Source organism: Microbacterium sp. MEC084 (genome assembly GCF_004514465.2).
Classification (GTDB): Bacteria; Actinomycetota; Actinomycetes; order Actinomycetales; family Microbacteriaceae; genus Microbacterium.
In genome coordinates this window covers 26,526-39,765 of sequence record NZ_MYFP02000010.1, presented here as the reverse complement: position 1 = coordinate 39,765, position 13,240 = coordinate 26,526, and the positions used below count along the sequence as shown (strand labels likewise).

12 protein-coding genes are annotated in these 13,240 nt (G+C 75.6%); 4 read left to right on the top strand and 8 right to left on the bottom strand.

Annotation, left to right across the window (positions count from 1 at the left end; genetic code table 11):
- From moaC to B5M43_RS09775, 3 genes are read right to left on the bottom strand one after another with little or no spacing between them, the layout of a single operon-like run.
- Complete coding sequence (gene moaC / locus B5M43_RS09785) at positions 1-474, bottom strand: cyclic pyranopterin monophosphate synthase MoaC (protein WP_055991137.1); 474 nt, start codon at positions 472-474, stop codon at positions 1-3.
- Positions 471-1,712 carry a gephyrin-like molybdotransferase Glp gene (glp, locus tag B5M43_RS09780; protein ID WP_134745182.1) on the bottom strand — a complete coding sequence of 414 codons (1,242 nt, stop codon included), beginning with the start codon at positions 1,710-1,712 and terminating at the stop codon, positions 471-473. Before glp ends, moaC begins: the two co-directional genes overlap by 4 nt.
- The gene (locus B5M43_RS09775; RefSeq protein ID WP_134745181.1) at positions 1,709-2,863 is read right to left on the bottom strand and encodes a ThiF family adenylyltransferase; all 1,155 of its coding nucleotides are present in this window, start codon (positions 2,861-2,863) and stop codon (positions 1,709-1,711) included. Before B5M43_RS09775 ends, glp begins: the two co-directional genes overlap by 4 nt.
- 78 nt (positions 2,864-2,941) lie before the next feature.
- On the opposite strand from B5M43_RS09775, the gene modA reads away from it, so the two are divergent.
- The 4 genes from modA (at position 2,942) to moaA (ending at position 6,940) form a co-directional block, all read left to right on the top strand.
- Positions 2,942-3,679: a molybdate ABC transporter substrate-binding protein gene (gene modA / locus B5M43_RS09770; RefSeq protein WP_134745180.1), complete on the top strand. Its 738-nt coding sequence runs from the start codon at positions 2,942-2,944 to the stop codon at positions 3,677-3,679.
- 95 nt (positions 3,680-3,774) lie between these two features.
- A complete protein-coding gene (locus tag B5M43_RS09765) occupies positions 3,775-4,611 on the top strand; it encodes an ABC transporter permease (protein ID WP_134745179.1) in 837 nt (278 codons plus the stop codon).
- Positions 4,608-5,762 (top strand): sulfate/molybdate ABC transporter ATP-binding protein, encoded by a 1,155-nt coding sequence (locus B5M43_RS09760; RefSeq protein ID WP_134745178.1) that lies wholly within the window; start codon positions 4,608-4,610, stop codon positions 5,760-5,762. The genes B5M43_RS09765 and B5M43_RS09760 overlap by 4 nt, the downstream gene beginning before the upstream one ends.
- 116 nt (positions 5,763-5,878) lie before the next feature.
- Positions 5,879-6,940 (top strand): GTP 3',8-cyclase MoaA, encoded by a 1,062-nt coding sequence (gene moaA, locus B5M43_RS09755; protein ID WP_205829451.1) that lies wholly within the window; start codon positions 5,879-5,881, stop codon positions 6,938-6,940.
- Positions 6,941-6,959: 19 nt separating this feature from the next.
- Here the strand turns inward: moaA and B5M43_RS09750 are convergent, their stop codons facing one another.
- The 5 genes from B5M43_RS09750 to nirB all read right to left on the bottom strand — a co-directional run bounded on the left by B5M43_RS09750 (position 6,960) and on the right by nirB (position 13,182).
- On the bottom strand, positions 6,960-7,646 hold the full coding sequence (locus tag B5M43_RS09750) for a sirohydrochlorin chelatase (RefSeq protein ID WP_134745176.1): 687 nt from the start codon (positions 7,644-7,646) through the stop codon (positions 6,960-6,962).
- Positions 7,643-8,806, bottom strand: a complete 1,164-nt coding sequence (locus B5M43_RS09745; RefSeq protein ID WP_374198162.1) for a uroporphyrinogen-III synthase — start codon at positions 8,804-8,806, stop codon at positions 7,643-7,645. The genes B5M43_RS09750 and B5M43_RS09745 overlap by 4 nt, the downstream gene beginning before the upstream one ends.
- A gap of 70 nt (positions 8,807-8,876) precedes the next feature.
- Positions 8,877-10,103, bottom strand: coding sequence for a uroporphyrinogen-III C-methyltransferase (gene cobA, locus B5M43_RS09740; RefSeq protein ID WP_230667930.1), 1,227 nt, complete (start codon positions 10,101-10,103; stop codon positions 8,877-8,879).
- A gap of 5 nt (positions 10,104-10,108) precedes the next feature.
- Positions 10,109-10,591, bottom strand: coding sequence for a nitrite reductase (NAD(P)H) small subunit (locus tag B5M43_RS09735; RefSeq protein ID WP_134745174.1), 483 nt, complete (start codon positions 10,589-10,591; stop codon positions 10,109-10,111).
- The gene (gene nirB, locus B5M43_RS09730; protein ID WP_205829450.1) at positions 10,588-13,182 is read right to left on the bottom strand and encodes a nitrite reductase large subunit NirB; all 2,595 of its coding nucleotides are present in this window, start codon (positions 13,180-13,182) and stop codon (positions 10,588-10,590) included. The genes B5M43_RS09735 and nirB overlap by 4 nt, the downstream gene beginning before the upstream one ends.
- Between the last annotated feature and the right edge of the window lie 58 nt (positions 13,183-13,240).

The window sequence follows — 13,240 nt, the reverse complement described above, 5'->3', positions numbered from 1 at the left end:
TCAGTCCTCCTCGCGCGTCCAGGATCCGCTCCGCCCGCCGGTCTTCGCGACGATCCGGGCGTTCTCGATGCGGGCCGAGCGATCCATGCCCTTCACCATGTCGACGACCGACAGCGCCGCGATCGCGACGGCCGTCAGAGCCTCCATCTCGACGCCCGTGCGGTCGGCCGTGCGCACCGTGGCCTCGATCGCGACGCCCTCGTCCTCGACCGCGAGGTCGACGGCCGCGCCGTGCACGCCGATCACGTGCGCGAGCGGCAGCAGCTCGGCGCAGCGCTTCGCGCCCTGGATGCCGGCGATCCGCGCGACCGCCAGCACGTCGCCCTTGGGCACTGCGCCGTCGCGCAGCGCCGCCACGGTCTCGGGGGCGACGCGCACGAAGCCCCGTGCGGTCGCCGAGCGGACGGTCGGCTGCTTGTCGGTCACGTCGACCATGCGGGCGTGACCGGCGGCGTCGAGGTGGGTGAAGCTCATGGCAACAGCATGACATCGACGAGGTCGCCCTCGGCGACCGCGTCGACCTCGGCGGGCACGACCGCGTAGGCCGCGGCGCGCGCGAGACCGGCGGCCAGGTGCGAGCCCGAGCCACCGGCGGTCGCGGGCCGCACGGTCCAGCGCGCCGGGTCGGAGCGGTCGATCGCGGCCGGCACGTACTGGCGGCGTCCTGGGGGCGTGCGCCAGCCCGTCGCGGCGGGAAGACGGAGCACGGGGCGGTGCAGGTCCTCGCGGCCCTGCATCGCGAGCAGCGCGGGGCGCACGAAGGTCTCGAACGACACGGCCACGCTCACGGGGTTCCCCGGGAGCCCGAACAGCAGCGCCCCGTTCGACAGCCGCCCGAAGGCCTGCGGCTTGCCGGGCTGCATCGCGACCCGGGTGAAGGCGATCTCGCCCTCGAGCGCGTGCCGGACGACCTCGTACGCGCCGGCGCTCACGCCTCCGGACGTGATCACGACGTCCGCCTCGCTCGTCTCGGCGAGCAGCGCGCGCAGCTCGTCGGGGTCGTCGGACACGCACGCGGCCCGCAGCAGCTCGGCGCCGGTCGCGCGCACGAGCCCCGCGAGCAGCACCGAGTTCGACTCGGGGATCTGGCCGCGCTCGAGCTCGGCGCCGGGCTCCACGAGCTCATCGCCGGTGGAGACGACCACGACGCGCGGGGGCCGCGCCACGATCACGCGGTCCACTCCGGTCGCGGCCGCGGCCGAGAGCTCGAGCGGTCCGAGCCGCGCGCCGGCCGGGATCACCAGACTGCCCGCCGGCTGGTCCTCGCCGCGACGACGGATGTGCGCGCCGACGGCCCGGGGAGCGCGGATCACCCGGATGTCGCCGAGCGAGTCGGCGAGGCCTCCGGCCGTGTCCTCGAACGGCACGATGGCGTCGGCGTCGCTCGGGACCGGCGCCCCCGTCATGATGCGCGCGGCCTCGCCGGGCGCCAGCGCAGGGTCCTCGGACGATCCCGCCGGGAGATCCGCGACGACGCGGAGCACGATGGGCTCGTCGGCCGACGCGTGCGCGACATCCGCGCAGCGCACGGCGAAGCCGTCCATCGCGGAGTTGTCGAACACGGGCACGTCGACCCGTGCGTGCACGGGCTCCGCGAGCGTCAGCCCGACAGCGCCCGGCAGCGTCAGGGTGATCGGGCCGTTCGCCTGGATCGCGGCGAGCACGTCCGCGAGCTGCTCTTCCACGGTGCGGAGCGGGCCGGGCGCGGTCATGTCGTCACCGCCGGCTCGACCAGGGGCTCCGGCCAGGTGCGGATGCCGCCGTCCAGGGTCCGGGCGTCGATCCCGTGTGCCGCGAGCAGCGCCGCCCCCTCGGCCGAGCGCACACCGCTGAGGCACACGACCACGACGGGGCGCCCGTCCGCCGCGTCGCGCACGCGGGCGGTCGCGGCGCCCGGATCGGCGCGCAGTTCGCCGAGGGGCACGTGGAGCGCGCCGGCGATCGTGCCGGCCCGCACCTCGTGCGGCTCGCGGACGTCCACCACGAGAGGCGCGGCGGGCGAGCCGAGCGCGCCGGCGAGCTCGGCGGGCCGCACGCGCGCTGGCCCGGACGCGGCCGGCGCCGCGACCGCGGCCTCGGGCGAGCGTCCGCGCAGCGGCACCTCGCGCTGCGTCGCGCGCAGGCCGTCGATCACGAGGATGCGGCCCAGCAGAGGCGCGCCGATGCCCGCGATCAGCGTGATGGCCTGGGTCGCCATGAGCGCGCCGACCTGCAGGCAGAGCGATCCGAGCACGCCGACCTGCGCGCACGTCGGGACATCCCCGGCGCTTCCGGCCGGGTAGAGGTCGGAGAGCCGCACCGCGGCCGCGCCGGCCGGTGGCGCGGACCAGAACACGGTCACCTGCGCGTCGAAGCCCTGCACGGTGCCCCAGACGAGCGGCACGCCGAGCACGTCGCACGCCTCGGCCACCGCAAGGCGCGTGTCGAACGTGTCGCTGCCGTCCAGCACCACGTGCGCCCCGGCCAGCAGCCGGGCGGCGTTCTCGGGCGTGAGGCGCTCGCGCACGGAGCGCACGCGCCCCTCCGGCGCCAGGTCGGCGGCGGCACGCGCGGCGGAGTCGACCTTCGGACGGCCGACGTCGGCCATCCGGTGCAGCAGCTGCCGCTGCAGGTTCGAGGTCTCCACCACGTCGTCGTCGATCACGGTCAGCGTGCCGACCCCCGCCGCCGCGAGCGCCAGCACGGCGGGCGAGCCGAGGCCGCCCGCGCCGACGATCGCGACGTGGGCCGCGGCGAGCCGGCGCTGTCCGAGCTCGCCGAGCGGTGCGAGCACGTGGTGCCGCGCGGTGCGTGCGCTCTCCGCGGCGCTCAGCGCGGCGACCGGCTCGACCAGCGGCGGCAGCGGGACGGGGGTGGGGGACATGCCGACAGCCTACGGCCGCGGGGGCGCGCGGGGACCGGGCGGGTCGGGCGGCCCGTCGCCCCGTGCCAGGATCGGAGCGTGCGTGCCCTCCGGATCGTGGCGGCCGCCGCCACCGCGGCGGCGCTGGCCGGATGCGCGCCCGAGGCCCCGGAGGGCGGCGCGCTGACGGTGTACGCCGCCGCGTCGGTCGCGCCGGCCATGGAGGAGATCGCCGCGGCGTTCGAGGAGCGGCATCCTGACGTGGACGTGCGCCCGGTCGTCTCGGACGGCTCGCAGGTCCTGGCGACCCAGCTCGAGGAGGGCGCGAGGGCGGACGTCTTCGCGAGCGCCGACGAGGCGACCATGGCGCGCGTGGCGCCGCTGATCCACGACCCGGTGGTGTTCGCGACGAACACGCTCGTGCTCGCGGTGCCGTCGGGAAACCCCGCGGGCGTGCGCGCGCTGGACGACCTCGCCCGGCCCGGCACGACCGTGGTGCTGTGCGCCCCCGAGGTGCCCTGCGGCGCGGCGAGCGCGCGGCTCCTCGATGCCGCGGGCGTCGCGGTCGAGCCCGCGAGCCTCGAGCAGAACGTCGGCGGCGTGGTGACGAAGATCGCGGTGGGGGAGGCGGACGCCGGGCTCGTGTATCGCACGGACGCCCTCCGCGGCGACGTCGTCGCGATCGAGGCGGACGGGGCCGACGAGGTGGTGAACCGCTATCCCATCGCGGTGCTCCGCGCCGCGCCGAACCCGGAGGCGGCGCGGGAGTTCGCCGAGTTCGCGGCCGGGCCCGAGGGGCGCGCGATCCTCGCCGAGCTCGGCTTCGGGGCGCCGTGACGCCGCGGGCGGGCTGGCGCGGGAGCGGCGGGGTGCGCGGACGGCGCGGTCCGCGCCAAGATCGGGTGTCGGATGTCGAATCGGGGGAGACGACCATGACGGATGACCGACGCGCGCGCCCGCCGCGCGCGAGAGACGCCGCCGCCGGGCACCTGCCCCGCATCCTGGCGCTCCCGGCGATCCTGGGCCTCGCGCTGCTCGTCGTGCCGCTCGGGGGTCTCGTCGCGCGCGCGGACTGGAGCCGGCTGTGGGTCGACGTGTCGGCCCCCGCGGCGCGCGACGCGCTCGTCCTCTCGCTCGTCACGGGCGCGATCGCGACCGCCGTCTGTCTGGCGCTCGGCGTCCCGCTGGCGCTGCTGATCGCGCGGTCGCGGTCGTGGATCGCAGCGGTGCTGCGGGTGCTGGTGACCGTTCCGCTCGTGCTGCCGCCCATGGTGGGCGGCGTCGCGCTGCTGCTCCTGTTCGGGCGCACGGGGCCAGTCGGCGGGTGGCTCAACGGAGCGGGGCTGGCCCTGCCGTTCACGACGGCGGCGGTCGTGATCGCCCAGGTGTTCGTCGCGCTGCCGTTCCTGGTGCTCGCGGTCGAGGCCTCGGTCCGCTCGATCGGGGTCGACTACGAGCGCACTGCCGCGTCGCTCGGGGCGGGGCGCTGGCACGTGCTGTGGCGGGTCACGCTGCCGCTCGCGGCGCCGGGCCTGGTCGCCGGCGTCGTACTGTGCTTCGCGCGCGCGATCGGCGAGTTCGGCGCGACCGCGCTGTTCGCGGGCAACAGCCCCGGCGTCACGCAGACCATGCCCCTCGCGATCTACACGGCCTTCAACGGCTCCGGCGTCGACCAGGGTCCCGCCGTGGCGCTGTCGCTGCTGCTGCTCGTCACGGCCGTCGCGGTGCTGCTGCTCGTGCGCGGCTGGCGACCCGGGAGCGTGCGATGAGCCGCGCGGTCGTGCCCGCCGGCACGCACCCCGTGGATGGGGCGGACGCGGCCCTCGAGGCCGACGTCGTGGTGCGCCGCGGCGCGTTCCGGCTGGACGCCGCGCTGCGCGCGCCGCACGGCGCCGTGACCGCCGTGATGGGACCGAGCGGCGCCGGCAAGTCGACGCTGCTCGCCGCGCTGGCGGGGGATGTGCGGCTCTCCTCCGGGTCCATCCGCCTGCCGGACGGCACCGTGATCACCCGCCGCCGGCACCTGCCCGCCTCGCGGCGCGGCGTCGTCCTGCTCGGCCAGGATCCGCGGCTGTTCCCACACCTCTCCGTCCGGGACAACGTCGCGTTCGGGCTCGCCGTACGGGGCACGCGAAAGGACGTCGCGCGCCGGGCGGCGGACGAGTGGCTGTGGCGCGTCGGACTGTCGGGCTCGGGCGATCACCGCCCCCGTGAGCTCTCCGGCGGTCAGCAGCAGCGCGTGGCGCTGGCCCGCGCCCTGGCCGTGACGCCCCGCCTGCTGCTGCTCGACGAGCCCCTCACCTCGCTCGACGCAGAGACTGCGGCGGACATCCGCGCCGTGCTGCACGATCAGCTGTCCTCCACGCGGACGACCGCGCTCATCGTGACGCACGATGCGTTCGACGCCGCGGCGCTCGCGAGGCGGGTCGTCGTGATCGAGCGCGGCGCCGTCACGCAGGAGGGCGCCGTGCGGGACGTGCTCGAGGCTCCCGCGACGGGCTTCGTGGCGGCTGTCGCCGGGCTCAACCGCGTGCATGGTGTCGCGGACGGGGGCGCCTGGCGCGCCGACGGAGTCGACGGCGACGTGCGGCTCGCGGCGGCGTCGGCGGCCGAGGTCCCGGACGGCGCCGGCCTCGTGGCGGTGTTCCGCCCCGCGGACGTGCGCGTCGAGCGCGCCGCGGAGGACACCTGGACCGGCGCGCTCCGCCTCGCGCGCGAGGAGCCGCGCCCGGTGGGGCGCTGGCTGGCCCGCGTGGTGCGGCTGGAGCCGACGCCCGGCGGCGCGCGTGTGCACACCAGCCGTCCCGACGTGGTCGCGGAGGTCACGGCCGCCCAGCTCGCGGCGCTCGCTCTGGCGCCCGGCGATCCGGTGCGGCTCGCGCTCGAGCCCGAGGACGTCCGCCTGCTGCCCGCGGGCTGACGCCTCACGGCATGTGCGGGCGGCGGCGGCGCGCGCCCCCGCCGCCCGGGAGGACATGTCGCGGGTGGCGCCACGTGCGCCGACGGACCGTAGGCTGGATGGATGAGGCGAGGGTCATGACCGCGGTGCCGGTCGCGATCGGCCGCCGGGCGGAGCCCGTCGGCGACCTCGCCGCGTCCGGCCCTCTGGTCGACACCTTCGGGCGCGTGCACCGCGACCTGCGGATCTCGCTCACGGACCGGTGCTCGCTGCGCTGCACGTACTGCATGCCGGAGCAGGGCAACGAGTGGCTCGCGAAGACGAGCATCCTGACCCTGGACGAGATCGACCGCGTCGCGCGCATCGCGGCCGCGGCGGGGATCACGACGTTCCGCCTCACGGGCGGCGAGCCGCTGCTGCGCACGGACATCGTCGACGTGGTGCGCCGGCTCGCGCGGATCGAGGGGCCCGACGGGCCCGTGCAGATCGCGATGACGACCAACGGCATCCGGCTGCGGGAGTCCCTCCCGGGGCTGATCGACGCCGGGCTGTCGCGCCTGAACATCTCGATCGACACGCTGCGCCGCGACCGCTTCCGCGATCTCACGCGCCGCGACCGCCTCGACGACGTGCTCGACGGCATCGCCGCGGCGGCCGAGTCGGGGCTGAGCCCGCTCAAGCTCAACGCGGTCGCGATGCGCGACGTGAACGACGACGAGCTGGTCGACCTGGTGGAGTTCGCGGTCGGGCACGGCGCGCAGCTGCGCTTCATCGAGCAGATGCCGCTCGACGCCGGCCACACCTGGTCGCGCGAGCGGATGGTGACGCGCGAGGAGATCCTCGCCGCGCTGTCCGTCCGGTGGGAGCTGACGCCCGTGCCGGGGCGCGGCGGCGCGCCGGCCGAGACGTGGCTGCTCGACGGCGGCCCTGCGCGCGTCGGCGTGATCGCGTCGGTCACGGCGCCGTTCTGCGGCGCGTGCGACCGCCTCCGGCTCACCGCGGACGGCCAGCTGCGCAACTGCCTGTTCTCGACGACCGAGTTCGACCTGCTGCCCATCCTGCGCGGCGATTCCGACGATCTGGACCGCGACCTGGACGCCATGCTGCGCGGGTGCATCCTGCGCAAGCTCCCGGGCCACGCGATCGACGATCCGTCGTTCCTCCAGCCCGCGCGGGGAATGAACGCGATCGGCGGCTGACGGATCGGGCCGGCGTGGATCAGGCCAGTGCGGAGACGCCCTCGTGGTAGCGCTCGGCGATCACCTGGGCGACGCGGAGGTCGGGGGCGAGCGGAGCGGTGACGACGTCGGCGCCCGCGTCGGCCACGAGGTTGGCGAAGTAGCCCGGCGCGAGCACGTAGCTGGCGGCGACCACGCGCGGCGCGCCGGCCGCCCGGGCGGCGTCGACCGCCGCCGGGATCCGCGGATCGGCGCCGGCCGCGTAGCCGACCGTCACGGGCCGGTGGAGCAGCGCGGCGAGCAGGTCGCGCATCGCCTCGACGTCCGTCGCGGCCTCGGGGCGCGACGAACCGGCGGCGGCGAGCACGACGTGGTCGCCGTCCGCGAGCCCCGACTCCGCGAGCCGCTCGGACAGCACCTCGGCCAGGAGCGGATGGGGGCCCAGAGGAGCGGTCGCCGTCACGTCGGCGCGCGTCGCGGCCGCCCGCGCGATGTCGACGCCCGTGTGGAAGCCGGCCGACAGCAGCAGCGGCACGATCACCGCCGGGCCGTCCGTCGCGGCGACCACGTCGTCGATCGATGGGTCCTGCACATCCACGAACGCCTCGGCGACGGACACCCCGGGCAGGAGCCCGCGCACCTGCTCGATGAGCGCGTGGACGGCGTCGCGGCCCTCGGCGAAGCGGGTGCCGTGCGAGCAGGCGATGAGCGTCGGCGTCGCGGTCATTCGGGATCCTCCACATTCAGACGGTAGCCGCGCTTGACGACCGTCTTGACCACGTCGGGCGCGCCCAGGGCCTCGCGCAGCCGGGCGACGGCCATCTCGACCGCGTGCGCGCTGTCGCCGGAGCGGGGCAGCGCGCGCTGCAGATCCGTGCGCGACACGACCCCGCCGCCCGCGAGGAACAGCGTCGCCAGGACGTCGGCGCTGGTCGGGGAGAGCGGGATGAACCGCCCGTCGAGCACCGCGCCGGCGCTGCGCATCTCCAGCCGTCCGGCCGGCGTCAGGTGGGAGGGCGCGTGCCCGCCGCCGAAGTACGTGACGACGGCGCGCACGAGCGATCCCAGCCGCCCGCGCTCGGCGATCAGCGTCTCGATCCCGGCCGCGACGAGCGGCTCGGCGGTGATCGGCCCCACCGCGGTCATGAGCAGCCGCCGCTCGGTGGCGAGCATCCGGATGTCCTCCAGCGCGCCCGCGCGCTCGGCCTCCTTGAGCCACTCGGCCGCTCCCGGCGCCGAGGTGAACAGCACCGCGTCGAACTCGCCGCGCGCCGTGGCGAGCACGCTGTGGCGCACGACGGCGGGGTCCGGCGGCGGTCCCCAGCGGTACACCGTGAGGCTCACGACCTGGGCCCCGTGCGACTCGAACAGCTCGTCGAGCCCGTCGGCCCCTGAGCCGTGATGCTGCACGGCGATGCGCTTGCCCGACACGCCCTCGGCCACGAGGTATTCGCCGAGCTCGGCGGCGGTCTCGGACTCGGCGACCCAGTCGGCCGTGAGCCCGGCCTGCTGGATCGCGCCGCGCGCCTTGGGGCCGCGGGCGACCAGCTGCGCGCCGCGGAAGGCCGCGAGCAGCTCGTCGGCCAGTCCGGCCTCCTCGGCCGCCTCGATCCAGCCCCGGAAGCCGACGCCGGTGGTCGCGACCACGACGTCCGGCGGGTCGGCGATCAGCTCGCGCGTGCGGGAGATCAGGGTGGCGTCGTCGATGTGCGACTCGATCGTGAGCGCGGGCGCCTGCTGCACGGTCGCGCCGTGGCGCTCGAGGGCCGCCGTGAGCTCGCTCGAGCGGCGGTCGACCGCGATGAGGATCGCGCAGCCGGTGAGCGCGTTCGAGAGCAGGCGGGCCGCGGGGGAGGGTTCGGGTGCGGTGTCCGGCACGTGGTTCACGTCCTCAGTGTCGGGGGTGGAGATTTCGCGGATGTGACGCGACGGCCCGTCGGGTGCGGACCGGGTCGGGTCAGGCCGCGTCGCCCGCGATCGCCGCGGCCGGTGCCGGCAGCAGGAGGTCGAGGCGCGCGACCTCGCCGATCACGATCACCGCGGGATTGCGCACGCCCGCCGCGCGGGCGTCGGCCACCGCCCGGGCCAGCGTCGTTCGGGTCGTGCGCTGCTGCGGCGTGTGCCCGCTCTCGACGATCGCCACCGGCCGGGTGTCGGGCGCTCCGGCCTCCATCGCGCCCGCGACGATGCGCTCGAGCGCCGCGACGCCCATGAGCACCACGGTCGTGACGGCGTCGTCGGCGAGCGCCGCGAGCGTGGATGCGGTCAGCGGCGCCTGGCCGTTGACGACGTGCATGGCGCCCGAGACGCCGCGGTGCGTCACGGGGATGCCGGCGGCCTGGGGGACCGACACGGCCGACGTGGGCGCGGGGACGACCTCGACCGGCAGGCCCGCCTCGAGGCACGCGGTGACCTCCTCGCCGCCGCGTCCGAACACGAACGGATCGCCGCCCTTCAGGCGCACGACGCGGCGCCCGGCGCGGGCGTGCTCGACGATCAGGGCGTTGATCCGGTCCTGGGGCACGGGGTGGTGCCCGGGGCGCTTGCCCACGTCGACGACCTCGACCTCCGGGTCGAGCTCGCTCAGCACGTCGACGGGCCCCAGGCGGTCGGCGATCACGACGTCCGCCTCGGCCAGCAGCCGGCGCGCCCGCACGGTCATGAGGTCCACGGGGCCGGGGCCGCCGCCGACGAGGGCGACGCGGCCGCGGGCGGTCTCGCGCACGCGGCGCAGCGGCAGGGCGCCGCGGTCCGCGAGGGCCGCGATCGCGTTGCGGACGCGGGCCGCGCGGCGGGGGTCGACGCCGGCGTCCGACGCGACGCCGATCACGACGTCGCCGGAGCGCGTCTCGGCGGTCAGCCGCGCGGATCCGTGCGCGCCGTCCGACGCGTTCACGCAGAACGTGCGCCGCGTCTCGCACCACGCCGCGACGTCGGCGTCGAGGCGGGCGCTTCCGGTCGCGGTGTGCACGAGCCACGCGCCGTCGACGTCCTCCTCGCGCACGGGGCGCGGTGCCCAGGCGATGCCGTGCCGGTCGACGAGCTCGCGCGCCTCGTCGGACAGCTCGGGGGCCACGATCCGGATGACGGCGCCCTCGTCGAGCAGGCGGGGGAGGCGGCGGGCGGCGACCGAGCCGCCGCCCACGAACAGCACGTCTCGACCGGCGAGCGACACCCCGAGCATGGTCGTCACGATCTCGCTCCGTCCCACTTGATGTACACGTCCCCGTCCGAGACCGCGACGGGGAAGACGGGGATGTCGCGCGCATCCTTGCCCTGGGTCTCCACGACCATCCCGGTGCGGAGGTCCCACGCCTGCTTGTGGAGGGGCGAGGCGATGGTGGGCACGTCCTCGCGCGCCCCGTCGTCGTCCGAGTATCCCGGAGGCGTGTTTCCCGACGACGTCGGCGTGTTTCCGAGGGATTTCGTCCCGACGATGCCGCGCGAGAGGACGTTCGCGCCGCCGTACGGGTCGTAGTTGGAGACCGCGCGGACCGTGCCGTCGGTCAGCAGGAACAGCGCGACCTGGGTCGTCGCGCCGAGCAGGGCCGCGCGGCCGCGCTCGACCTCCAGGTCGCTCAGGGCGCACACGCGCACCCAGCCGGACGCGGAGCCGGCGGCGGGCGCCGCGGTCTCCGGGCGGTCGGTCTCGGGACGGGCGACCAGCGTCATCGACGCACCTCCAGCGTGGTTCCGGCGATCAGGACGGGGCCGTCCTCGCGCTCCGCGGCCTCGCGCTCCTCGGGCGAGGCGGGGCGCACCTGGCCGCGCTCGGGCACGTACGCGAGCGAGGGGTCCGGCGTGTCGGGCGCGTTCACGAACGACGCGAAGCGCTTCAGCTTCTCGGGGTCGCGCAGGGTCGCTGCCCACTCGTCCTCGTAGTTGTCGACGTGGCGCGCCATCTGCGCGTCCAGGTCGGCGCAGATCCCCAGGCTGTCCTCGAAGATCACGCGGCGCAGCTCCTCGATGCCGCCCTCGAGCTCCTCGAACCACGGGGCCGTGCGCTGCAGGCGGTCGGCCGTGCGGATGTAGTACATGAAGAACCGGTCGATCGCCGTGATCAGCGCGTCGTCGTCCAGGCCCTCGGCCAGCAGCTGCGCGTGGCGGGGCGTGAAGCCGCCGTTACCGCCGACGTACATGTTCCAGCCGTGCTCGGTCGCGATGACGCCGACGTCCTTGCCGCGGGCCTCGGCGCACTCGCGCGCGCAGCCCGAGACGCCGAGCTTGAACTTGTGCGGGGCGCGCAGGCCGCGGTAGCGCAGCTCGAGCTTGACGGCCATCCCGACCGAGTCGAGCACGCCGTACCGGCACCACGTCGAGCCGACGCACGACTTCACGGTGCGCAGCGACTTGCCGTACGCGTGGCCCGACTCGAAGCCGGCGTCCACCAGGCGCTGCCAGATCAGCGGCAGCTGCTCGAGGCGCGCGCCGAACATGTCGACGCGCTGGCCGCCCGTGATCTTCGTGTAGAGGCCGAAGTCCTTCGCGATCTGGCCGACCGCGATCAGTCCCTCGGGCGTGACCTCGCCGCCGGGCATGCGCGGCACGACCGAGTACGAGCCGTCCTTCTGCAGGTTGGCCATCACGTGGTCGTTGGTGTCCTGCAGCGTCGCGTTCTCGCCCTCGAGCACGTGCGCGCCCACCAGGCCCGACAGGATGCTCGCGATCGTCGGCTTGCAGATGTCGCAGCCGCGGCCGTGTCCGAAGCGCTCGATGATCGCGCTGAACGTCGTGAGCTCCGACACCCGGATGGCGTCGAACAGCTGCCGGCGCGACATGTCGAAGTGCTCGCACATCGCGTTGCTGACGGTCTGGCCGAGCTTGGTCAGCTCCTGGCCGACGATCTTCTTGACCGCCACGAAGCAGGATCCGCAGGTGGCGCCGGCCTTGGTGCACGTCTTGACAGCGGTGGCGTCCATGCAGCCGTCCTCGTGCACGGCGCCGCGGATCCGGCCCGCGGTGACGCTCGAGCACGAGCAGACGATCGCCTCGTCGGGCAGGTCGCCGGTCGGGGCCTCGACGCCGTCGGCCGGCATCAGGTACGCGGCGGGGTCCCCGCCCAGGGCACTGCCCACGAGCGGGCGCAGCGAGCCGTACGCCGACGCGTCGCCGACCAGGATGCCGCCGAGCAGGGTCTTGGCGTCGTCCGAGAGCACGAGCTTCTTGTAGACGCCCGCGACCGGGTCGGTGTAGACGACGTCCAGCGCGCCGGGCGTGGTGCCGAACGCGTCGCCGAAGCTCGCGACGTCGACCCCCGACAGCTTCAGCTTGGTGGAGTCGTCGTATCCGGGGAACGCCGCGGCGCCGCCGAGCAGGCGGTCGGCCGCGACCTCGGCCATGGCGTAGCCGGGGGCCACCAGGCCCACGCAGCGGTCCTCGAAGCTCGCGACCTCGCCGATCGCCAGGATGGCCGGGTCGCTCGTGAGGCAGCCCTCGTCGATCACGACGCCGCCGTGCGCGCCGATCTCGAGGCCCGCCTCGCGGCCCAGCTCGTCGCGCGGGCGCACGCCGACCGTGAAGATCACGACGTCCGTGCGGGCGTACGAGCCGTCGCGGAACTCGAGGCCCGTGACGTGACCCGAGCGATCCGGGTCGAGGCGCGTGGTGCGGCTCTCGGTGCGCACCGCGATGCCCTTGGCCTCGATCAGGCGGCGCAGCGTCGAGCCGCCCGCGAGGTCCAGCTGCGCCGACATGAGCCGGTCCGACGACTGCACGACCGTGCACTCCACGCCGAGGCCCTGCAGCGCGCCCGCGGCTTCGAGGCCGAGCAGGCCGCCGCCGATCACGGTGCCCGCGAGCGGCCGGCCGAGCTCGGCGGAGCGGGACTCCACGAACGCGCGGATGCCCGCGACGTCGTCGAGCGTGCGGTACACGAACGTGCCGGGCAGGTCGGCGCCGTCCGCTCCGGGACGGGCCGCGTAGGAGCCGGTCGCGAGCACCAGGCGGTCGTAGGCGATCTCGGCGCGCGAGCGCGTCGTGACGGTGCGCGCCGAGCGGTCGATCCGGATGACGGGGTCGCCGGGCGTGAACGAGAGGCGCTCGTCGTCGAGCACGCCCCGGTCGAGCGTGAGGTCGTCGGCGCCCGCGCCCGAGAAGAAGCCCGTGAGGCCGACGCGGTCGTACGGGTGGCGGCCCTCGTCGCCGATCAGCGTGACGCGCACGTCGGCGTCGGTGCGGCTCAGCAGGCTCTCGACGAAGCGGTGCGCCACCATGCCGGCGCCGACGACGACGATGCGACGGGGTGTTTCGGTCGAGGCGGTCATCTCGCTCCTGCCGGTGGGGGACGGTGTGGATCCCACGGTAGGAACGGCGTGTTTCGCC

Excerpts from the sequence above, each read along its gene's own strand:
- nirB (WP_205829450.1), bottom strand. The coding sequence starts at position 13,182 with ATGACCGCCTCGACCGAAACACCCCGTCGCATCGTCGTCGTCGGCGCC.
- B5M43_RS09760 (WP_134745178.1), top strand. The coding sequence starts at position 4,608 with ATGAGCCGCGCGGTCGTGCCCGCCGGCACGCACCCCGTGGATGGGGCG.
- B5M43_RS09735 (WP_134745174.1), bottom strand. The coding sequence starts at position 10,591 with ATGACGCTGGTCGCCCGTCCCGAGACCGACCGCCCGGAGACCGCGGCG.
- B5M43_RS09775 (WP_134745181.1), bottom strand. The coding sequence starts at position 2,863 with ATGTCCCCCACCCCCGTCCCGCTGCCGCCGCTGGTCGAGCCGGTCGCC.
- cobA (WP_230667930.1), bottom strand. The coding sequence starts at position 10,103 with ATGCTCGGGGTGTCGCTCGCCGGTCGAGACGTGCTGTTCGTGGGCGGC.
- B5M43_RS09750 (WP_134745176.1), bottom strand. The coding sequence starts at position 7,646 with ATGACCGCGACGCCGACGCTCATCGCCTGCTCGCACGGCACCCGCTTC.
- moaC (WP_055991137.1), bottom strand. The coding sequence starts at position 474 with ATGAGCTTCACCCACCTCGACGCCGCCGGTCACGCCCGCATGGTCGAC.
- glp (WP_134745182.1), bottom strand. The coding sequence starts at position 1,712 with ATGACCGCGCCCGGCCCGCTCCGCACCGTGGAAGAGCAGCTCGCGGAC.
- B5M43_RS09765 (WP_134745179.1), top strand. The coding sequence starts at position 3,775 with ATGACGGATGACCGACGCGCGCGCCCGCCGCGCGCGAGAGACGCCGCC.
- moaA (WP_205829451.1), top strand. The coding sequence starts at position 5,879 with ATGACCGCGGTGCCGGTCGCGATCGGCCGCCGGGCGGAGCCCGTCGGC.